Below are 21,491 nucleotides of genomic sequence, written 5' to 3'. Positions count from 1 at the left end.
ATGCACCCGATACTTAATAAAAACCTCTTTTTTGTTAAAGAACATGTAGGCATGTTCAAGGCATCAAACAATTATGATATTTATGATCCTGAAACGCAGGAAATAATATTGGAATGTAGAGAACCCAATCTTGGGTTCTTTACCAAGATGTTTCGCTTTACAGATTATAAACGAATGACTCCCTTCGAAGTGGTTATTTCCACTCCGGGCGGTGAGCAGATCATCAAAGTGAAAAGAGGTATTTCTCTCTTTTTATCCACTGTAGATGTGTTTGACGAGAAAGATAACCTGGTAGGTAAATTCAAACAGCAATTCTTTTCAATAGGCGGCAAGTTCAATCTTCTGGATATGAACAATAAGGTGGTTTGTACGCTCAAAGGTAAATGGACTAGCTGGGATTTTAAGTTTGTGAAAGAGGGTCATGAGTTTGCACATGTGAGTAAACAGTGGTCGGGCTTCGGTAAGGAATTATTTACTTCAGCCGATAATTACATGTTGAAGATTGATGAATCCGTCCCTCAGGATAACCGATTGAGAATCCTGATTCTGGCTGCGGTTATGTGTATTGATATGGTGTTGAAGGAATAATGCCTCGGAAGCAATTCAAACGAAGAATAATTGCATAGATTTTAATTTTCAAGTTCTAGCTGCTGGGCTTTACGATTTATTAACTCCTGATACGCTTCTTTCATCTCATCGTTTAAAAAGCTGTGATTAACGAAAACAGCCCATTTTGGAAATAGTTTTTTATATTTTTTGAAAATGTTTTCAATTACCTTTTCATCAAGGCCAGCGCCTTTCATAGCTATTTCAAAATCTTTCTTTTTTAACTTTCTTTTCTTTCCATTTAAGTTGAGTGCTAGTTCTTCGTCATCGCCTTCAACCACAAGTTCCGAGGCGAGAAGATCATAAGCAGGACATAAATTATATTCAGAGTTTCTTTTGAGTAAAGAAAAGTTCTTCAAATGCATGTCATTATTGCCTGTAAGAAAACTAAACAATACTATTTCGAAGAAGTCTGTTACATTCAACCCCGGATTGGCGGCATACTTATGAATGACTTTTGCTATTTGTTCATACGATCCTTTGTACTTGTGTTCAGTCAAGCGTTCTGTTAGTTGACACATGTCTTCCATGTGAAACTTGTCACCTTTATTTCGATCTACTCTTTTGGTGATATAAGCCAATTGACCAGATTTTAACCTGATCAAAGAATGCTCTACCGTTTTTATTTTGCTCATTTCGGCCAGATGCATTGTTAAATCTTCAATTTCTGGCAGATGCTTGAAAGTAGTCGTCTGAGGTTTTAAGATATACTCACCCCTTAACCCTACAATTGTAAATCGTTCAGTGGAAGAGGAGTTTTCTGATAGACCAAGTGATAACTTGGGTTGAACACCAGTTACCGTTTTTTGACTTTTGATCACTTGTTCAGCAAACTCCAGAATTTCATCTTCAGTAAAATCCAGTACTGGAGGAACAACATTGCCAAAGAATTTCTTGCTACATTTTTCATGATAACCTTTTGAGCCAGCAGTAGTTTTTAATCCTTCTGAATCAATTTCTTTATAACAATAGAGGCACTTAGTTTTCATTGTCTTCAGGTTGTATTGAAACTGCTCCTATGCAATCATGGCATGTTTTTAATAGTATGCTCATTCGGTCCCTTGGGTTAAGTTTCCAGTTTTTTTGTGCAATGTCTAATAGCCAACCTTCCGGTATTAAACCATCAAAAAAAGGAAAAAGAAATTGACTATGATAGCCTTCACTTGATAGTGGTAGTGTCAGGCTAATGGACTCAGAATCATTTTGCTCCAAATAAGTTGGGTCATAGTTAAAATGGTAGCCATTCTCATCCTCCGTTAATACTCCGGCCAACTGGGTATGCATGTAAACCTTAGCTTTCTTCATGTCTTTCTGTTGGTACTGGCCCTAGTTCATAACCAAATAATGATAACACCTGGTTGACTTTATCAACCATTAATGATTTCTTACCTTGCTCCAAATCTCGAACAAAGCGGAGCCCTACACCTGCTTTGAAGGATAGATCTTCCTGAGTTAACCCTAGGCTTTTTCGCTTATTTTTAACAAACTGACTTAAGTTTTTCATGCTTTATTATACCCAATCGGGTATAAATGTAATTAATAATTCTGTAATTATACCTTAACGGGTATAAAATTGCTTAATTTATTAAAATTATACCCGTACTGATATAATTATGAACATCTTGAAAGGGAATGAACCCGAAAGGGTATAATGAATTGATTCATTGAAATACCAAAACCTTTTGCTGCTTAATTATATGCTTCTAAATATAATTATTCTCTTTATTACTGATTTATATGTATTCGCATATAGTCGAGAGGTGCAATTAAACACCCTTTATACTCATTGATCTTACCAATAAGCTGTTATTCACGCGCAAATGGGTATCATCATTCAAATCATCCAAAGTATAAATAGAAAATGGGTCATCAGAATTTGTTTTTCCAATAATATTATGAAGTGTATTTGAATCCTGATAACAGTAAAAGCTTAAGTCCAAAGACTTAAAAAAACCGTAGGAATCAATTTTGTCTAATTCTGTACATACATGCTGAACCAGAAGAATAAAGTCAATAAAGGAAATAGAATCAGGAAGTTTAAAAATGGCAGGATTATTTTGAATTAAGGTAAAGTCCTTAAATTCTACATCTCCTAAATAACCATTAAATTCTCGCATTACTTTTTCCAGTTCTAAGCCATCGATAGCTGCCATTATATACTTATCACCAATTCGGTAATCGAACTTTAATTTTTTAGTTGCTTTATAAGGTTCGTCAGACTTTACTTCATAAAGTCCTTCAGTTTCTTCAATCAAATTCAAGCGAAAAGCCTTGTCAACGCTTTTAATAATTAGCCAAAGCGGGTAAAATAGAAAACTAACAAGATTAAAGGAAGTTGGTCTTATAAAATTAATAAAGGCCCTTATTAGGTCTTTTGGATATTTAATGATTGTAATGATTGCTGCGAAAGCCAACCCAATAAAAAGAATTTCTGTTATAGTTGAGATGATTTCCATATATCGGAGCTTGGCAACATAATTAATGAAGTTTGAGTAATAACTAGATTAGTTAATCCTCATTTGTTAATTGACTGCATAGTTAACTATTTTCAGCTAGAGATCACTCTATTGCTATCCCATCATACTTTTTGTAACTTGAGTGCTTGTGAAAGAAGCGCCCATGAAAAAAATAGTACTCTGTCTTCTTGCTTTGGCACTAGTTCAATCGAATTTAGTTGCTCAAAATAAGCTAGCTAATCTCAAATCAAGCTTTTCAGAGTATCGTGTAAGCACCATCAATTGTGCGAAAATTATTCATCATTCTGGTAGTCTAATTTATATTCCAAGCAAGGCCTTTGAGGTAGATGTCAATAAAGTAGATTCAGTATCTCTTTTGTACCGCGAAATTCGCACCCCTGTACAAACGGCTATCAACGGCTACCGAATGACAACCGAACTGATGGGTAAAACCTATCAACTGGAATCCAATGGCATGTTTGAAATCTATTGTCTAAATGGGTCTGATACGATCCAGGTGCATGAAGATCGGTCAATTGTAGTCCGATTAGCTATGGAGCGAAATGAGGTAGATGTGATGATGGAAGGGTATAAGTATAACTCAGAAACAAATCATTGGGATTCTTATACTAATAGAATTCAAAACTTGCTTTTAACAGAACAGGATGATGATTTATGGGGCAGTAGCATTGTTGAAACCCAAAGTGAAGCTGAGGTTTTTGAGCCCGGCTGGGACGATGAATGGTTTGTGGATCCGGCCTGGGCTCGTAAGGACTCGCTACGGCAAGTGGCTTTTCAAACCATGGAAATTTTTGATTTTGGCTTATATAATTATGACAAAATAATTACTGATGAGGTGTTTGTTCCTTATGTTCCTGAATTTGTAAATGGAGATAATGAACCCATTAAATCGGAAGTATATGTGATCTACAAAGATCTTAATACCGTCATCTATTTTAATGAATACAATTGGAAAGATGACTTTACTCTTATTAAAGACAGGGAATACGCCATGTTTACGATAGGCGAGGAGGGTGAAATTTTTAAACTGAATGATTATCCCACACTCGGAGAGCCGGAAAGTGAGCTCACTTTTAAACTGGAGTTGGAAGGGCCGGTGCCGAATGAGGCCAATGAATTATCTAACCTAATAGGAATGAGATGAAAAAGATTATGATCATAACATTACTAATTAGTTGTTTCGCTGATATGACGGCACAAGAAATCGTGTCTCGTGTAAATCTTGAGGTGAAGCAAAATCAAATGGCCGCTGAAATTCCTAAAATCCTCATCGATGCATTCAGCAGGGGAGATATTGATGCGTATTATCCAAAAAAAACCAATGTACCGGTTAGCTACTCACAGTTTTTATATCATTTCGGTATGACTGAACGTGCTTTTCGTGCTTTAATGCAAACTTCTCCAGGTTGGGAATGTGAAAATGCCAAGCCCGTTCCTGTGGATGGCCATGTACTAAAATGCATGCAATATGAATTTGAGATTGTGGAGCAGATGCAGCGAAATAACGTTACCTACGAACAGGAGCGTAAATTGAAATACATTCGATTGGTTTTCTCTAGCAATTGCACGCTCGATGGTGTAGATGTGGAGGGGCCTGTATTTAAAATCGCTGATATTGCCGATTTAACAGACCAGCGATATGGTGTAACAAATGTTCAAAACCCGGCAGTTAAATACTCTATTTTAGAGTTGTTACGATTGAAACTGTATAGTGCCAATTAGTTTAGCTGAATTGCATCTACTTCCTTTACTTCTCCCGGTTTTAGTCCATTAAGATGAATAGTACCAATTCGTACGCGTAGCAACCTGACAGTTGGAAAACCCACTGCGGCCGTCATTTTGCGTACTTGTCTGAATTTACCTTCAGTTATTGTTATGGATATCCAACTTGTGGTTCTGTGTTTCTGAACAGGTATTTCTTCCAGATTTGGAGAATTTTGAAGTTTTACAACTCTACAGGGTAGCGAGACATACCTTTTTCCTTCAAATCCAATTTCTACACCTTGAGACAGCTTAGTTATAGCCTCATCTGTTATTTCACCATCAACTTCAGCATAATACTCTTTCTCAACTTCCTTACTTCTTACTCTTTCACTTTCATTTCCATCAGTGGTTAATAACAATAAACCTTCTGATTTTTCATCCAACCTTCCAATAGCCATCACTCCCTCGGGGAAGTCATAAAGCTCGCCCAGTAACTTTTTGTTCTTGCGCCTGTTCTGATTATTCACAAACTGTGAGAGATACCCAAAAGGCTTATTGAGAATAAAATGGCGGTGTTTTTTCAAGGCTGGATCTGCTTTTATATGAGCGGTTATTGGGTATTAAAAATAAGCCTTAAATTGATAAATTATTGAATCATTACTCAAAGCAAACAAATCAAAACAATAGATGATGTTAAAAGTCCAACTCAAATCAGCATTTATATTTCTAGTTAGCCTACTTCTTACTATCGACATTTATGCACAAGCGGTGAATGATGTGCACAAAGAAGCGGCAAAAGGTCTGAAACTGCGGGAAATTGGACCGGCACTCATGGGTGGCAGAATATCCGATATTGCAGTAAACCCAAAAGATAAAAACACTTGGTATGTAGCTGCAGGCTCTGGCAATGTTTGGAAAACGATCAATGGTGGTATTACCTGGAAACCAATTTTTGACGATCAGGCATCCTACTCGATTGGGTGTGTTACTATCGACCCTAACAATCCAACTATTTTATGGGTAGGTACTGGAGAAAATGTGAGTGGCCGACATGTAGGTTGGGGTGATGGTGTGTATAGAAGTATGGATGCCGGTAAAACCTGGCAGCATATGGGGCTCAAGAAATCCGAACATATTGGTAAAATTTTAATAGACCCAAGAAATAGTGATGTGATCATGGTAGCGGCAGAAGGCCCGCTTTGGTCAGCCGGTGGCGAACGTGGTGTGTACAAAAGTATTGATGGTGGGAAGTCCTGGAACTTGGCGCTAAAAATTGATGAGAATACTGGAGTAACTGACATTGAATTTGATCCTTCTAACCCGGATGTAGTATATGCGGCTGCATACCAGAGAAGAAGACATACCTGGTCGCTACTTGCAGGCGGACCGAAATCTGGTATTTATAAATCTACCGATAACGGCTACACATGGAAACAAGTTAAAACGGGTTTGCCTTCTGGCGATATGGGAAAAATAGGTTTAGCAGTAACAGCTGCTGACCCTCAAAGAGTATTTGCTACTATAGAAGCGAATGATGAAGAGAGAGGTTTCTATCGGTCGGATGACAAAGGTGAAAGCTGGAGTAAAATGAATAGCTACATTTCCGGTGGAACAGGCCCACACTATTACCAGGAAATTGAGGCTTCGCAAAGTAACCCGGATTTAGTGTATCAAATGGATGTGTTCTTACATGTGACCAGAGATGGCGGAAAAACCTTTGATTACCTGACCAATGGTAGAACTAAGCACAGTGATAATCACGCCATGTGGATTGATCCGGATAACGGCAACCATTTAATAGCTGGAACCGATGGCGGCCTGTATGAGTCGTTTGATGAAGGAGCTACTTGGAGACATTTTGAAAACTTGCCTATATCTCAATTTTATAAAGCCGCTTTAGATAATTCAGAGCCATTTTATAATGTGGTAGTGGGTGCGCAAGATTTGGGTACATTAATTGGCCCATCCAGAACCATGAATACTGAAGGCGTTAGAAACCAGGATTGGTACGTGCCTTTAGGTGCCGATGGATATGACTGTGCTGTAGATCCGACAGATCCGAACATCGTGTATATGGAGATTCAGAACGGACTGCTTTTCAGGTTGGATAGAAGAACAGAGGAGGTTCTGATGATACAACCTCAGCCTCAGCCGAATGATCCTCCTGAAAGATATAATTGGGACAGCCCTGTACTGATCAGTCCGCATGATAATAAAACATTATTTTTCGGATCACAACGGCTTTGGAAAAGTACAGATCGAGGCAATTCATGGACAGCCATAAGTGGCGATTTAACCACTAACAAAAATAGGTATGAATTAAAGATGATGGATAATGTGCCAAGTGTGGATGCTTTGTATGACAATGGCGCGATGTCCAAGTTCTCGACACTTACCTCCATATCGGAATCGCCAATTGCTAAAGGGCTTATTTACACAGGTTCTGATGATGGATTAATTCAGGTTACTGAAGATGGAGGCCAAAGCTGGCGTAAAGCCCAAAGCCTTCCTAAAGTGCCTGAACTGTCGTTTATAAATGATATTGAGGCCTCTAAGCATAATGCAAATACTGTGTTTGCTTCAGCCGATGCTCATAAAATAGGTGATTACACCACCTATCTTTTCATGAGTTCTGATAGAGGTAAATCTTGGCAAGCAATTAATGGAGATTTACCAGCCAACACGATCGTTTGGTCTATCAAGCAAGATCATGTAGATCAAAATCTATTAGTTATAGGAACGGAGTATGGTATTTACTATTCACCTAACAAGGGCACTAACTGGTTAAAATTAGGAGCAGGCGTACCTACCATTCCTTTCAGAGATATTGAATTGCACGAACGAGATAACGATTTGGTAGGAGCATCTTTTGGTAGAGGAGTTTTTGTATTGGATGACTATTCTGCGTTGCGTGAAGCAGGAAAGGTTTCTAACAATACTTTATTTCCAATACGAGATGCATGGTGGTTTGTTCCTAATGCGCCGTATCAGGCCACTGGTGGCCCTTCGGCAGGATCTTCTAACTTCAAAACACCCAATCCATCTCATGGAGCATTGATCACTTATTACATCAGCGAAGTGCCTAAAACGTCTGAAGAGAAGCGTGAAGAGAAAGAGAAGAGTTTAAAAGAGCAAGGTGCTAATATACCTTTTCCGGGTTGGGCAACGCTCAAGGCTGAGTCGTTAGAAGATAAACCAGAGGTATTGATTTTAATTAAAGATGAAAATGGAAATGCCGTGCGCTGGTTGAATGGTGCGGCTAAAAAAGGGGTACATAGAATTAATTGGGATTTGAGAATCCCAGCACCTGACCCGATAAGTTTATCGCAGCCGGCTTTTGTGCCGCCATGGGCAGGTTCGCCTGAAGGGCCAATGGCCATTCCTGGTAAGTATAGTGCAGAGCTGTATTTGGTAGAGAACGGCAACCTAGTGGCGCAAGGCCAAGCGCAGGAGTTTGTCGTGAAGCCAACCCCAAATCTACCGCAAAATGTGAACTATGCTGAATACGCAGCTTTCACAAAACAGACCAATGAATTATCAAGAAAACTAGGGGCGGCAGGCAATAAGTTGGGTGAGGTAAGCAGCAAATTAAGACATATTGACGCTGCTATTACCCAAACACCGAGCCTTAATCCCGAATTCTTTAAGAAACTTAAGGAGTTCAATACACAATTGACGGAATTAAGGGAAGTGTTGTTTGGTGATGCAACACGACAGGGTAAAGATGAATCTACTACGCCATCTATTAGTGATTATGTATGGAAGGTGGTGTACGGCCATTGGAATACCACTCAATTACCAACAGAAACCCAGAAGCAAAGTATTGAATCAGGTACAAAACAAATAGCGGATTTTGTAAAGAAGTTTGAAACCTATGCTAACAATCTGGCCGCTTTTGAAAAAAGTTTAGAGGAGGCTGGAGCTCCTTATACTCCAGGGAGAGGGTTGGAGTAGTTAAGTGATTTAGGTTTCTGCTTTTGCTGAATTTGTTGAACGCTCAGATAAGCTCAGTGAGCATACCCTTTCATATTGATTCTAATGTTAATGTTTCGTGCAGAAATTTGCTCATATCTCAGATTGCTCATGGAACTTATTGTTTGTTATCAGCATCTTTTCTTCATCAATCTGATTTATTCCCAAATTTATGTTCAAAAAAGTTAATACCTGGTTCCATGAATGAATTGATGCCAGGGCGTTCCCTTGAAAATTACCTCCCGACTTCCAGATGGTCAGACTTGAAAAATCGACCTGTGGAACATTCGGTGTCGCATCAAACTCATGTCCAGCATTTTCATATGCAAAGTGTTCAATTTGATAATTGAAATTATTGGCATAAGCTCGTGCAACTAATTGTTCGCTCATCATACTGGAAGGCCATTGCTGATCGTCTTTTCCAGAAAGCAATAATACTGGGCACTTAACATCCTCTATTGCGATTGATGCCTTTTTTATTCTCTTTCTCTTGTCGAATGCACTTAACATGTATGGCAACTGATTTTGAGCTTTCCCTTTCGATTTTTTTAAAAATTTGATAGCTTCTATAAGCGATCCTCTTGCGTAAGGAACTTCTTGTTGTTGATATGACCATGAAGATTTGATATAGTTTTTTGAACTCCAGACTACACTCGAACCAACTATGGAAATAAGTGCTTGAATATTATCGTATTTTGAAGCGTATAATAAAGCATATTCCGCTCCCTTAGATCTTCCCATCAAAGCAATTTTAGATGTATCTACAGCAGGTTGCTGTTTTAACCAATCTATTGCCTCATTAAGATATTCTAAAGGCACTTCTTCCAGTTTCTTAGGTAAATGTTCTGCTCCAAAGTACTTCAAGTCTAACACATTGTATCCCTTAGCAGCAAGATAAGAAGCTTTTCTATCCTGAAAGTTACCACTGGAACCAGCTAATAAAACTACAGTTGGTCTTTGTTCCTTTCCTTGCTTAAAATAAATGTTACCAATAAACTCATTCCGAAATTCTTCTTTGATGATATTATTTTTTTGAAGGTTATGGTAGGATTTTTTTACGATTGTATCATACAAAGTTTCTGACCCAATCGATTCGTAGCTGATTATAAACTTAAGATCAGTCCGTTCATCAAATCTGATTAGTTTTTCTGGTTTCAGTGACCAGAAAAGACCCATCGCTTGAATGCCACTATATGTACTCCCACTTAAAGGTGCTTGAGTAGAAGGTGTTATTTCTCCATCCTGGTTTGACTTAAAACAGGCCAAAGATTCCCATCGGGTTCCTTTTGAATCCACAACTTCGAGTTTCAAGGTTCCTATTTTTTCTGGAGTAAGTCCCGTTACTCTTATTTGAATGCTCTCATCAAAATATGAAACTTTTGGAGTCACCTCGAGCATAATATCTTTTTCATTAGTTAGTGGTAATGTATGGCATGGTTCAAGTTCTGAAATAAGCAACTGATGTTCACCACTTGCAACTGGTAATGGCACCAAATAAGAGTAACATAATCCTACTATCAGTAGCGTAAGGAAAAGCAGCAAAGAAATTTTCGCTACTCCAATCAGTATTTTGCCTATTTTCATTACTGATAACGCCCGGCTAGCGCGCTGTGTGCTACCTAGGCTGATTTGCACGCAAAGTAATGAATTCTGTGTTTTGAGCCAAGTTGCAGAGCCTTTGGCAAAGACCTTTCTGCACCCCTTGCCGCCCGAGTCTGCTCGAGGGCTTACGCCCTGAAAGCAGCTGAAGGAAGACCTATAGTTAAAAGCCAAGAATGGAAACACAGAATGAATGGGCGAGGAGCAGTCACAAACCAGTAAAGCACTTTAGCATATGCGCTGCTAGCCCATGTTGGCGGTAGTTTTAGAAATTCTAAAATTTCATATAGTGGTACCGATATCGAATCCCGTTAATTGGCTCAGTTGTTAGGATTAGATTTGAGCTATCTACCTTCTCAATAGTTTTTATCTGTTCTAGCCGTAGAAATGATTTGTACTTTTCTTGAACTTCAGATTCGGTTTTTCTTATTTCTATAACAGAATCTGATATGAGTTTCCAATTATAGTTTCGCTCGATACCAGAATCAAATTCTAATAAAGTCCCATCACTTTTAAAAGTCAATCTTGAATCTGAATCGCCTAAAACTCCATCTGTTTCAACCGAGTCTACTTCAATTAGGCTGTGCAATCCCCAAGTGTTTAGTTGTAATAGATTATTTGTATCCCCTTGAGAATATCCAAGTAAGGGTAAAATGCTAATTACAAGTGTGTAAAAGAAAGTCTTGATATTCATGTGGTAGTATTTTTACTCCGAAACTCCAATGTCCTTTAATAGTCTGTCCAGCAGTTTATTTGTTAGGCCACAAAATTTCTCTAAGAAAAAAGTCTCTCTCAGTCGAATATGTCCGAAAGTACCTGCTAGCAATACTTTATTGTCAATTAGGTATTTGAATCCCTTTTTGTCTTCAAGTTTTGATTTTAAACTTTTATTGAAGTATCCACCTTCATGGGTTAATTTGTTTCTTACTAGTCGGTATATATCAAGTTCATCCCACATCTCGTCTTTCTTAGCTGATTCAATTTTTCCAACTAGATGCATATACTTTCTATATTGGTCAATATACCCTTGACCTCTTATGTCCTCAATTCCTATTTGTCCCGAATTCTGATTCTCAACGATTCTCGCCAATTTGTAAATCAAGTTTTCAAAGTTGCTGTAAAGCGCTAAGAATATCGAGTTTAAGAAGATCCAGTCGATATTACTTAATTCAGAGAATAATTCGTTGTCAGCCTGGGCGCCTTTCGAGGCAATTAAATTCTTAATGTAGGCATCAAACTCAGTCTTATTATTCTCTATGGTCTTCTTTGCCAGTCGTATCAACGCGTCATTGTTACTCCGATATATAGAGTTCACAAGTTTAATGTCATATGAAATTGTCCCACGACTCATAAAAAATATTACCGCCAACCTTTAGATTGAGTCGATATAATTATTCAAAGATATCCATTATGGTTATTGTAAAGTGAACTTGTGGGTAACTCGAAAGAGTTATCCATAAATACACTTTAAAAAAAGAAGCAGGTTAGGAACCATGCGCTAACCAGGTTAATGACCTATGGGGCGATTTGGCAACCTGCTTCTCATTTACATGTTCAAATGGATATCCGGGAACGTTCACCGCGTAGTCCCAATACCAAGGTTTAGAATTAATTAAATGAAATTATGAAGAAACTAGCTTTAACCCAAACCCTTTACCCCTATATCGTAGGAGTAGATGTAAGCAAAGAGAGTATCGATGTTTGCATGATCGACACAGCGCAAGATCGCTGTGAGAGCAAAGTATTGACCAACACCAAGGAAGGTTACATGAAGCTAAAACAATGGATGAAACGCTTAGGCAATGACGTAGATAACCAGACTCTGTTCTGTATGGAACACACCGGTATTTACACCCGCAATCTGGTCAAGTACTTACTAAGTAGGGGCTGTAAAGTTTGGATGGAGTCATCACTTCATATTAAAAGGAGTATGGGTTTAGTACGAGGCAAGACCGATAAGATTGATGCTGAGCGGATAGCAATGTTTGCCTATACACACCAAAAAGAGGCTAAATTGGTAACGATGACACACGCTACCCTAGACAGGCTCCAGTACTTAATGCGTACACGAGTGCGTTTGATGAAAGGATTGCAGAGCCAGGAGAAGGCCATTAATGAAATGGAATACTTTGATAAGAAAGCGGGACGTGAGATGCGCATGATGTGTCGTCAGGCGCTAGAAGGTCTGAATAAATCATTAGCTAAAGTAGAGGCAAAGATGTTGGAGCTGGTGAGTATCGATAGGGAAGTACGAGCGCTTTACGAATTGATAACATCGGTAAAGAGTGTTGGTAAAGTATTGGCAATAGACTTGATAGTCTATACCCATGGGTTTACTAGAATGCTAGATGGTCGGAAGTTGGCCTGCTATTGTGGTGTGGCACCTTTTGAGTATCGGAGTGGTACAAGTATTCATTCCCCGTCAGGCACCTCACAATTTGCCAATAAGATATTGAAGAGTCATTTGCATATGGCCTCAATGAATGCCATTCGTTGTCATCAGGAACTTAGGGAATATTACCTGCGAAAAGTAGAAGAAGGAAAAGGGAAAATGAGTGCTATTAACGCTGTGAGAAATAAACTGCTTCATCGAATAGTGGCAGTGGTAAAACGAGGCACACCGTATGTAGAGAAATTGGATAAAAAGTAGACAAACTACTTGTTTTTATCATGGATATCGCCCCTGTAAGGCGCGTTTGTTTACTTGTTTTACAGGGCATAAAACTAGCACGATTTGGGTTTAGAACCTAGTCCCAATACAAGCAGCTTAAGACACCCCGTCCTTATAAATTGTCCACAAGTTAAGAGATGAAAATGGATGTGAAATGCTAACCCAAAACGTGCGGGCTAACCGCACCCGAGCATTTAGGACTTCGCAAGGTGAAGTCCAAATGCGCTCTTAAAGCTTGTTATGGTGCTACTTCCTGAATGTAATTGGCAGCATTATCATTTGCTTAACCTTTTGTCCATTATGTTCAGCTGGAATCCATGGAGGCATATTTTCAATCTTTTTAATTGCCAATTCCGTAAAATAATTATCAGTTAAAATCCACGCTTTTCCTTCAAGTTTAGATTTGTCAGGAATAGAGATTGAATTCTTGTCAACTTTGCCAGATTCATCTATTATAAATTGTACATATACTTCACCCTTGTCATTGGGATAGTCATAGTCCTTTGGAAATTTTGCCTTCTTGTTTAAGTATTTATAAAGTTTAGCATATCCACCATTAGGTTTTGCACTCTGTTCAACAATCTGAAGATTATCAGATGAATTACCTTTTAGCCTGTCATTTATCTGTGCAGATAATAAATTGCTAATTAAACCTAGAAATAAAATGAAATAGTACTTCTTCATGGAATCTTCTGAGTTAGTGCACCATAACGCCCCTGTAAGGCGCGTTTGTTTACTTGTTTTACAGGGCATAAAACTAGCACGATTTGGGTTTAGAACCTAGTCGCAATGCAAGCAGCTTAAGACACCCCGTCCTTATAAATTGTCCACAAGTTAAGAGATGAAAGTGGATGTGAAATGCCGACCCAAAACGTGCGGGCTAGCCGCACCCGAGCATTTAGGACTACGCACGGTGAAGTCCAAATGCGCTCTTACATTATGTTAGCAGCTATGTAACTACTTTTGCTCCATTATTTTATTATAGTCCGTAAACATAGCTCTCAATAATTGGTTTCCATTTTGTCCTAAGCCTTTATTTTCTAGACCGAGGTCTTTACGCATTTCGACCATTATTCTTGAAAGTAATTCAAGCATAATCTTAGTGTCCGATTTTTGAACTTCATTTGTTGAGTAGAGATATTGAAAGAAGTCCGCAAATGAATTAATTACTGCAGGTGAGCCATATAAAATGTATTTCTTATAAATTTCATAGAGAGTGTTGATGAATTCTTTATCTATGTCCTTCTTTGCCTTACTTTGTTTAAAGATGTCTACAATCAAGTTGACAAATTGTTGATACAACTCTCGTCTTTCTTTATGAACTTCCGATAAAAGCTCTTTTCGTTTTTCAATATTTTGCTTAATCAAGTAGCCAATGCCCGCCCCAATTAAAGGTAATATAATTGAAAGCAATGTAATGATTGTCGTAGTTGTCATGGTCTAATCCCTTGCTGCTAACACCCCTGTAAGGCGCGTTTGTTTACTTGTTTTACAAGGCATAAAACTAGCACGATTTGGGTTTAGAACCTAGTCGAGATACAAGCAGCTTAAGACACCCCGTAATTACAAGTAGTCCACAAGTTAAGAGATAAAAGTGGATGTGAAATGCTAACCCAAAACGAGCGGGCTAACCGCACCAAAGCATTTAGGACTTCGCACGGTGAAGTCCAAATGCGCTATTACAATTTGTTATGGGGATTTTTTGAAAGTTGAGTTAATCAATTCTACAATGCTCTCAATTTCAGACGCCATTCGTTCAGGCTTAATGTTCACTTGCGTATTTGTTGAGCAGTATGTCCAATTAGTTTTTAGATCCCCAAGTGCCAAACCTTCTGAAAAAAGTCTTGGTGTTGATTTGGTTAACCTTTGATATTCACTTTGTACCGAGCTATTATCGAAATCTTTACACGGCTTTCTATTTCGTTTTGCTTTTCTGACTTGCCTTTTATCGTACATTTTTTGTCTCCACAAAGTATTGAAATGAACGAATGAAATTGAGGGTTGCGAACAAGGGTCAAAAACACAATCAGGGTTTATCCGGATTATCTGCTCAAGGGAATCGAGCTTGTTTATTGAATTGAGAATTTGGGTTGTATCTGTGATCTCAAATTTGGTGAGTTTTAATTTTGGGGTAGTGGTGTAGACAGAATCTCCTGAGAATTCATAGGGTTCACTTCGTTGATAAAAAGTTATTTGAACAGGTTTCTTTGACTCAAAAAGGATGTAGGATTCAGTTTCTTTAATATTCCAGTTTGCAGGCAGTTTATCAAATATCGCCAGCAACAATGTGTCTTTCATCGCAATAGATGGTTGATTATCTTCTATTGGATACCATTCTTCCATTTCGTTAATACTGTAATAGGATGCTCCGACATTGGTCGAGGAGACAAAACAGGAACTTAGACACAGCAATAATAATATTGATAGAAATGTGTGTATTCTCATATTCCCCATAACGCCCCTGTAAGGCGCGTTTATTTACTTTAGTTCAAGGCATAAAACTAGCACGATTTGGGTTTAGAACCTAGTTCCGCCACAAGCAGCTTAAGACACCCCGTCCTTATAAATTGTCCGCAAGTTAAGAGATGAAAGTGGCTATGAAAAGCCAACCCAAAACGTGCGGGCTAACCGCACCTGAGCATTTAGGACTTCGCACGGTGAAGTCCAAATGCGCTCTTAAATCATGTTGTGCACTTTATTTTTCGTCAAGATAAAATAACTACCAGCAAATCTTTTAAAATCATCTTCTTCTGAGATTCTTATCCCATCTTGATTCATTATTAATGTGTCACCAGTGAATTTTAAGATATTGATTAATGTCATTTCTCCGTTTTTCGTAAGTATTAATTCAGATTTCTCAAGAGAATCGAGTTCATAGTGATAATATACTGTCTTGCCTTGACTGTTAATTTTAAGAGTATCACCATAGAAGTTAAAAACCATTGAGTCAATTTCAATTTCTTCAACCAATTCCGAAGAAGCAAGATATTCTGTCAAAGAAGCAAGTGAGTCGGCAGGATTATTTATTTGGTAGGTATATATTAATTTCCCGTCCCACTTTCCTGATAATTGAATTACATTAGTTTCTAGTTTATCAGAGTAATTACATGAAAAAAGGAACAAAAAAATAACCACTAAATAGTAAAAATATTTCATAGATTGTTTTATTGTGCACAACCTTTAGATTGAGTCGATATAATTATTCAAAGATATCCATTATGGTTATTGTAAAGTGAACTTGTGGGTAACTCGAAAGAGTTATCCATAAATACACTTTAAAAAAAGAAGCAGGTTAGGAACCATGCGCTAACCAGGTTAATGACCTATGGGGCGATTTGGCAACCTGCTTCTCATTTACATGTTCAAATGGATATCCGGGAACGTTCACCGCGTAGTCCCAATACCAAGGTTTAGAATTAATTAAATGAAATTATGAAGAAACTAGCTTTAACCCAAACCCTTTACCCCTATATCGTAGGAGTAGATGTAAGCAAAGAGAGTATCGATGTTTGCATGATCGACACAGCGCAAGATCGCTGTGAGAGCAAAGTATTGACCAACACCAAGGAAGGTTATATGAAGCTAAAACAATGGATGAAACGCTTAGGCAATGATGTAGATAACCAGACTCTGTTCTGTATGGAACACACCGGTATTTACACCCGTAATCTGGTCAAGTACTTACTAAGTAGGGGGTGTAAAGTTTGGATGGAGTCATCACTTCATATTAAAAGGAGTATGGGTCTAGTACGAGGCAAGACCGATAAGATTGATGCTGAGCGGATTGCAATGTTTGCCTATACACACCAAAAAGAGGCTAAATTGGTAACGATGACACACGCTACCCTAGACAGGCTCCAGTACTTAATGCGTACACGAGTGCGTTTGATGAAAGGATTGCAGAGCCAGGAGAAGGCCATTAATGAAATGGAATACTTTGATAAGAAAGCGGGACGTGAGATGCGCATGATGTGTCGTCAGGCGCTAGAAGGTCTGAATAAATCATTAGCTAAAGTAGAGGCAAAGATGTTGGAGCTGGTGAGTATCGATAGGGAAGTACGAGCACTTTACGAATTGATAACATCGGTAAAGAGTGTTGGTAAAGTATTGGCAATAGACTTGATAGTCTATACCCATGGGTTTACTAGAATGCTAGATGGTCGGAAGTTGGCCTGCTATTGTGGTGTGGCACCTTTTGAGTATCGGAGTGGTACAAGTATTCATTCCCCGTCAGGCACGTCACAATTTGCCAATAAGATATTGAAGAGTCATTTGCATATGGCTTCAATGAATGCCATTCGTTGTCATCAGGAACTTAGGGAATATTACCTGCGAAAAGTGGAAGAAGGAAAAGGGAAAATGAGTGCTATTAACGCTGTGAGAAATAAACTACTACATCGAATAGTGGCAGTGGTAAAACGAGGAACACCTTATGTAGAGAAATTGGATAAAAAGTAGACAAACTACTTGTTTTTATCATGGATATCGCCCCTGTAAGGCGCGTTTGTTTACTTGTTTACAGGGCATAAAACTAGCACGATTTGGGTTTAGAACCTAGTTCCGACACCAGCAGCTTGAAACACCCCGTCCTTATAAATTGTCCACAAGTTAAGAGATGAAAGTGGATGTGAAATGCTAGCCCAAAACGTGCGGGCGAGCCGCACCAAAGCGTTTAGGACTACGCACTGTGAAGTCCAAATGCGCTCTTACGCCATGTTACCAGCTTTTTTATAGTCACTTACTGCAACCAGAGTCAAAATAAACGAAAAGATGATTAGTAAACTTTGGTAAAATAAATCTCTAAGTAAAAAGTAAGAACTTATTAGAGCGATTATTAGTAATGTTCTAGTCAATAAATGGAACCAAGTAAAATTAGTTTTTTGAAATTGTCCAGAGCTAATTAATATGAACGCCCCGATGGAAATATCTATAAATGAAACAATAGCATTCTTTTCACTTATAAAAGAATTGTTAAACGCATACCCTATGCCGATTATCAAGAAGGCAAATCCAACTATGTTAAAGATAAGAGGATAGAACTTTATTCTATTAGTGGAATTGCTCGAACTTCCTTCCATTAACTCTCCATTTAAATAGAGATTTAATGACGAGTGGGCAGTAGCAAACCTAAATTGAATTTGTAATTCAGAACCATCGTGTAAGACTGTTTTATAGCCATTTAAATTATCCGAATTAGAAATTTTTTTAACAATTGCTCCACGTTCATAAATCTGCATTTCTAAGTCATTCCATCTGACTTCAATTTGTCGATTGCGTAAATTAAAAACTTGGATAAGCATAGTTAGATTGCTGGTAACGCCCCTGTAAGGCGCGTTTGTTTACTTGTTTTACAAGGCATAAAACTAGCACGATTTGGGTTTAGAACCTAGTTCCGTAAGAAGCAGCTTGAAACACCCCGACCTTATAAATTGTCCACAAGTTAAGAGATGAAAGTGGATGTGAAATGCTAACCCAAAACGTGCGGGCTAACCGCACCAAAGCATTTAGGACTTCGCACGGTGAAGTCCAAATGCGCTCTTACGCCATGTTACCAGCATATTAGTATATCTCAATAACTTGCATGTACAGCATATGCCCATATCCACTATACAAGTATCCTATCAGGGTCACTTGTTGCTTGGAAACGAATTTTGATTCCAAATTGAAAAGCATGTCATGGTCTAAGTGGTTGAGTGGAATTTTATATAGTTGAAGAGGTTCGTCATCTCCTTCACTTTGAAATGGAATTGGTGTATCAATTTTGACTGCATAATCTCCAGAAATATCTGGAGAAGATCTATGATATCTTATAATTTTTCCACTTAAAGTGTCTAACTGTATCTTATCATAAGTAGCTTTGTGGTAATTCTTTATAGATACGATAGCAGCTTCATTGTTTAAGTTTTGGTACTTGTATTCAATTTTAACAATACTGTCAACGGAAAATACCTTACATGCAAAAAGCCATTGATCAGTAACGATCTCATGTCCATAGATTTTGCAATATTTCCCTATTAACAATTCTAAATCCTTAGGGTATTCAAGGAGATAATTATTGTCAGTGGTTAGGAGAAGATAATCAGAGCTTATTAAATTAGCTTTTTTTTTGTGGTAATCTCCAAGGTTAGAAGTATGCACAAATCCTTCAATGTAATTTTGAGCACTTGCAGATGAACAGAATAAAACTAGTAGAATTTGAATAGACTTCTTCATGTTGCTGGTAACGCCCCTGTAAGGCGCGTTTGTTTACTTGTTTTACAAGGTATAAAACTAGCACGATTTGGGTTTAGAACCTAGCTGCACAATACGAAGCTTGAAACACTGCGTTCCAGTTGGTCGTCCACAAATTAAGTGATGAAAGTAGATGTGAAATGCTAACACAAAACGTGCGGTATAACCGCAGCAAAGTATTTAGGACTTCGTACGGTGAAGTCCAAATGCGCTCTTACAGCATGTTAGCTACTGTTTTTAAATCAGATTGACTTTTGATTTTCCCAATCCAATTTTCTTTGATGAAAGAGTTTTTGCTTGTCAGGAAAATAAAGCCACACAACAAAATCATATGTTCTGTCAAAATTATTATTTCTAGCCATGGAATCTATCTTGTCCAAAACCTCGTCCTTGGACTTGTACTCTAATGAAAACTGACAATAATTGGCAAGTGCTAGTGTATCTAATGGGAATTCCGCCAAGTGATTCTCCATTTCGTGTACGACTTTCTGTGTTAAATCAAGCTTTGCAAATTCATCTTGGATGAGTTTTTGTTGAAACGAAACTGAATACACTAGGCTATCATAAGGGTTGAGAAAATTGCTATCGTCCAATGATTTAATATATTCTAGTCCTTCATTGTATCTATTCAGTTTGCTTAAAATGCTCAATCTGAGTTCAACAAACTTGGGAGAATTACCACATTTCTTTACTATTTCAAGGAGTAATGAGTCCTGTAAAGTGTCTCGTTCATGGATTACACTATCAATATTTGCTTTAATATTTAAACAGTAATCTTCAGCATTTGAATAATTTCTTTCGTCTCTTTTACTGCAAGAGATAATGAATAGGGTGCTGATAAATATTGCAAATATGATTTTATAGGTATTCATCCAAATATGGTAGCTAACGTTTAATTTAAAATGCGTTTTAATGCATTTTTACATAGTGTTGTACACCGTTTTTAGTTTATTTAATTTTTCAGATGTTTTAGCATGAGAATCCAATGAAGAAGAAAGTCCCATGTTTACATTGGCATGCTGATGAAGTTGTTTTCTGATTTTCATTTCATCGGCATTTTCTTGAATTAGTTTGACGATCGAAGGAACATAGCTTCTATATTCATCATCAGGCCCCCCATAATCATTTACTCCAATTGGATCCCATTCTTCCCAAAGGATTCTATCGACTTCCTTCCATAATTCCTTATTATTCATAAAGTGTTATTCTAAAGTCTTTGATTAAGTCAGCAAGTTCATCTAACTCCTTTTGTCTATGATAATGCTCATTGATAATCTGAAATGTTACATAGTTCATCAGAATCGTACATATCAAAACAAAGCTTATTCTAGTTCTGTGAAACTCTTCTAACTCTTTTTCATCTTTAGGTTGTTCACTTTCAGGCTTGGTCATACCTCTTGCGAAAAGGCTGCCAAATAAAGTCCCATGTATGATTTCAGATGAATGGCGATAGATGTAGAATAAGTTGATTATCATCATCATTCCTGCTTCCTTGCCGTATGAATCTCTTATTATTTCTATCTTTTTGAAAACATTATCTCCTGTCCAAGACCTAATTTCAAATCCCTTGTTTGATGTGAAGTAATCCAAGGCTTCTCTAAGCTTTTCAGAAATAGGAGCTTTATCTATGTCTTTTAATCCTATACCAAATCCTAAATCTTTGATTTCAATTTTTCTGTCTAAATCTCGAAATGATTTTTGATGATAATGTTGCAGTGCTTTTTTTACAGTGTCTTCACCCTTTGCTCCAAAATATCCAAGATTTAAAACATGGTCGAATATTATTCTGGACAATGAATAACAGTCTCTCATTTTACCCATTGATGACAGTACCACCAAAGAATGGCTCGTGTCCAGAATAGGGCCTACCATAAGAGAAAAAGACATGGCTATATCATCCTTTTCGTTTGCAAGTCCTTTGTTAACCGATTTAGCTATTAAGCGAATGGATTTATCAAGAGCCTTTTGAGCAACTTCTAAATACTCTTTTGTTCCAAGTTTAATTTTTTTATCCATCCTTATGGTGTACAACGCCCCTGTAAGGCGCGTTTGTTTACTTGTTTTACAGGGCATAAAACTAGCACGATTTGGGTTTAGAACCTAGTTCCGCCATATGCAGCTTGAAACACCCCGTCCTTATAAATTGTCCGCAAGTTAAGAGATGAAAGTAGATGTGAAATGCTAACCCAAAACGTGCGGGCCAGCCGCACCAAAGCATTTAGGACTTCGCA

23 protein-coding genes are annotated in these 21,491 nt (G+C 37.8%); 6 read left to right on the top strand and 17 right to left on the bottom strand.

What is annotated here, in order from left to right:
- Positions 1–588 (top strand): phospholipid scramblase-related protein, encoded by a 588-nt coding sequence (locus tag JR347_RS16915; RefSeq protein ID WP_205721761.1) that lies wholly within the window; start codon positions 1–3, stop codon positions 586–588.
- A 41-nt stretch (positions 589–629) separates the two neighbouring features.
- Here the strand turns inward: JR347_RS16915 and JR347_RS16910 are convergent, their stop codons facing one another.
- The 4 genes from JR347_RS16910 to JR347_RS16895 form a co-directional block, all read right to left on the bottom strand.
- Complete coding sequence (locus tag JR347_RS16910) at positions 630–1,595, bottom strand: HipA domain-containing protein (RefSeq protein WP_205721760.1); 966 nt, start codon at positions 1,593–1,595, stop codon at positions 630–632.
- Positions 1,585–1,911, bottom strand: a complete 327-nt coding sequence (locus JR347_RS16905) for a HipA N-terminal domain-containing protein (protein WP_205721759.1) — start codon at positions 1,909–1,911, stop codon at positions 1,585–1,587. Before JR347_RS16905 ends, JR347_RS16910 begins: the two co-directional genes overlap by 11 nt.
- Positions 1,898–2,110, bottom strand: coding sequence for a helix-turn-helix transcriptional regulator (locus tag JR347_RS16900; RefSeq protein WP_205721758.1), 213 nt, complete (start codon positions 2,108–2,110; stop codon positions 1,898–1,900). Before JR347_RS16900 ends, JR347_RS16905 begins: the two co-directional genes overlap by 14 nt.
- A gap of 262 nt (positions 2,111–2,372) precedes the next feature.
- Positions 2,373–3,062 (bottom strand): hypothetical protein, encoded by a 690-nt coding sequence (locus tag JR347_RS16895; protein WP_205721757.1) that lies wholly within the window; start codon positions 3,060–3,062, stop codon positions 2,373–2,375.
- A gap of 163 nt (positions 3,063–3,225) precedes the next feature.
- Between JR347_RS16895 and JR347_RS16890 the strand changes: the two genes are divergently transcribed.
- Both JR347_RS16890 and JR347_RS16885 read left to right on the top strand, forming a co-directional pair.
- Positions 3,226–4,227: a hypothetical protein gene (locus tag JR347_RS16890; RefSeq protein ID WP_205721756.1), complete on the top strand. Its 1,002-nt coding sequence runs from the start codon at positions 3,226–3,228 to the stop codon at positions 4,225–4,227.
- A complete protein-coding gene (locus JR347_RS16885; protein WP_205721755.1) occupies positions 4,224–4,805 on the top strand; it encodes a hypothetical protein in 582 nt (193 codons plus the stop codon). Before JR347_RS16890 ends, JR347_RS16885 begins: the two co-directional genes overlap by 4 nt.
- Here the strand turns inward: JR347_RS16885 and JR347_RS16880 are convergent.
- Entirely contained in the window at positions 4,802–5,371 is a 570-nt protein-coding gene (locus JR347_RS16880; RefSeq protein WP_205721754.1) for a pseudouridine synthase, read from the bottom strand. The two genes, JR347_RS16885 and JR347_RS16880, sit on opposite strands and share 4 nt — an antisense overlap.
- A gap of 103 nt (positions 5,372–5,474) precedes the next feature.
- On the opposite strand from JR347_RS16880, the gene JR347_RS16875 reads away from it, so the two are divergent.
- A complete protein-coding gene (locus JR347_RS16875) occupies positions 5,475–8,741 on the top strand; it encodes a WD40/YVTN/BNR-like repeat-containing protein (RefSeq protein WP_235689704.1) in 3,267 nt (1,088 codons plus the stop codon).
- Positions 8,742–8,852: 111 nt separating this feature from the next.
- Here JR347_RS16875 and JR347_RS16870 read toward each other — a convergent pair whose 3' ends face one another.
- From JR347_RS16870 to JR347_RS16860, 3 genes are all read right to left on the bottom strand, one after another.
- Positions 8,853–10,343, bottom strand: coding sequence for an acyl-CoA thioesterase/bile acid-CoA:amino acid N-acyltransferase family protein (locus JR347_RS16870; RefSeq protein WP_205721753.1), 1,491 nt, complete (start codon positions 10,341–10,343; stop codon positions 8,853–8,855).
- 289 nt (positions 10,344–10,632) lie between these two features.
- Positions 10,633–11,052 (bottom strand): hypothetical protein, encoded by a 420-nt coding sequence (locus JR347_RS16865; protein WP_205721752.1) that lies wholly within the window; start codon positions 11,050–11,052, stop codon positions 10,633–10,635.
- A gap of 12 nt (positions 11,053–11,064) precedes the next feature.
- A complete protein-coding gene (locus JR347_RS16860) occupies positions 11,065–11,673 on the bottom strand; it encodes a hypothetical protein (RefSeq protein ID WP_205721751.1) in 609 nt (202 codons plus the stop codon).
- A gap of 309 nt (positions 11,674–11,982) precedes the next feature.
- On the opposite strand from JR347_RS16860, the gene JR347_RS16855 reads away from it, so the two are divergent.
- Entirely contained in the window at positions 11,983–13,008 is a 1,026-nt protein-coding gene (locus tag JR347_RS16855) for an IS110 family RNA-guided transposase (RefSeq protein ID WP_205721738.1), read from the top strand.
- A gap of 267 nt (positions 13,009–13,275) precedes the next feature.
- Here the strand turns inward: JR347_RS16855 and JR347_RS16850 are convergent, their stop codons facing one another.
- From JR347_RS16850 to JR347_RS16835, 4 genes are all read right to left on the bottom strand, one after another.
- A complete protein-coding gene (locus tag JR347_RS16850; RefSeq protein WP_205721750.1) occupies positions 13,276–13,713 on the bottom strand; it encodes an energy transducer TonB family protein in 438 nt (145 codons plus the stop codon).
- A gap of 273 nt (positions 13,714–13,986) precedes the next feature.
- Positions 13,987–14,466: a hypothetical protein gene (locus JR347_RS16845; RefSeq protein ID WP_205721749.1), complete on the bottom strand. Its 480-nt coding sequence runs from the start codon at positions 14,464–14,466 to the stop codon at positions 13,987–13,989.
- Between the two features lie 252 nt (positions 14,467–14,718).
- The gene (locus tag JR347_RS16840; protein ID WP_205721748.1) at positions 14,719–15,372 is read right to left on the bottom strand and encodes a hypothetical protein; all 654 of its coding nucleotides are present in this window, start codon (positions 15,370–15,372) and stop codon (positions 14,719–14,721) included.
- Between the two features lie 333 nt (positions 15,373–15,705).
- Positions 15,706–16,185 carry a hypothetical protein gene (locus JR347_RS16835; RefSeq protein WP_205721747.1) on the bottom strand — a complete coding sequence of 160 codons (480 nt, stop codon included), beginning with the start codon at positions 16,183–16,185 and terminating at the stop codon, positions 15,706–15,708.
- Positions 16,186–16,461: 276 nt separating this feature from the next.
- On the opposite strand from JR347_RS16835, the gene JR347_RS16830 reads away from it, so the two are divergent.
- Positions 16,462–17,487, top strand: coding sequence for an IS110 family RNA-guided transposase (locus JR347_RS16830; RefSeq protein WP_205721738.1), 1,026 nt, complete (start codon positions 16,462–16,464; stop codon positions 17,485–17,487).
- A gap of 248 nt (positions 17,488–17,735) precedes the next feature.
- Here JR347_RS16830 and JR347_RS16825 read toward each other — a convergent pair whose 3' ends face one another.
- The 5 genes from JR347_RS16825 to JR347_RS16805 all read right to left on the bottom strand — a co-directional run bounded on the left by JR347_RS16825 (position 17,736) and on the right by JR347_RS16805 (position 21,276).
- A complete protein-coding gene (locus tag JR347_RS16825; protein ID WP_205721746.1) occupies positions 17,736–18,329 on the bottom strand; it encodes a hypothetical protein in 594 nt (197 codons plus the stop codon).
- Between the two features lie 259 nt (positions 18,330–18,588).
- Complete coding sequence (locus JR347_RS16820) at positions 18,589–19,242, bottom strand: hypothetical protein (protein WP_205721745.1); 654 nt, start codon at positions 19,240–19,242, stop codon at positions 18,589–18,591.
- Positions 19,243–19,502: 260 nt separating this feature from the next.
- A complete protein-coding gene (locus JR347_RS16815; protein WP_205721744.1) occupies positions 19,503–20,132 on the bottom strand; it encodes a hypothetical protein in 630 nt (209 codons plus the stop codon).
- Positions 20,133–20,180: 48 nt separating this feature from the next.
- A complete protein-coding gene (locus tag JR347_RS16810; protein ID WP_205721743.1) occupies positions 20,181–20,456 on the bottom strand; it encodes a hypothetical protein in 276 nt (91 codons plus the stop codon).
- On the bottom strand, positions 20,449–21,276 hold the full coding sequence (locus JR347_RS16805; RefSeq protein ID WP_205721742.1) for a DUF5677 domain-containing protein: 828 nt from the start codon (positions 21,274–21,276) through the stop codon (positions 20,449–20,451). Before JR347_RS16805 ends, JR347_RS16810 begins: the two co-directional genes overlap by 8 nt.
- Positions 21,277–21,491: the final 215 nt, after the last annotated feature.

It is taken from the genome of Fulvivirga lutea, from assembly GCF_017068455.1.
In the GTDB taxonomy this organism is placed as follows: domain Bacteria; phylum Bacteroidota; class Bacteroidia; order Cytophagales; family Cyclobacteriaceae; genus Fulvivirga; species Fulvivirga lutea.
The sequence above is the reverse complement of the archived record's forward strand: the minus strand, read 5'-3'. Positions and strand labels throughout refer to the sequence as shown.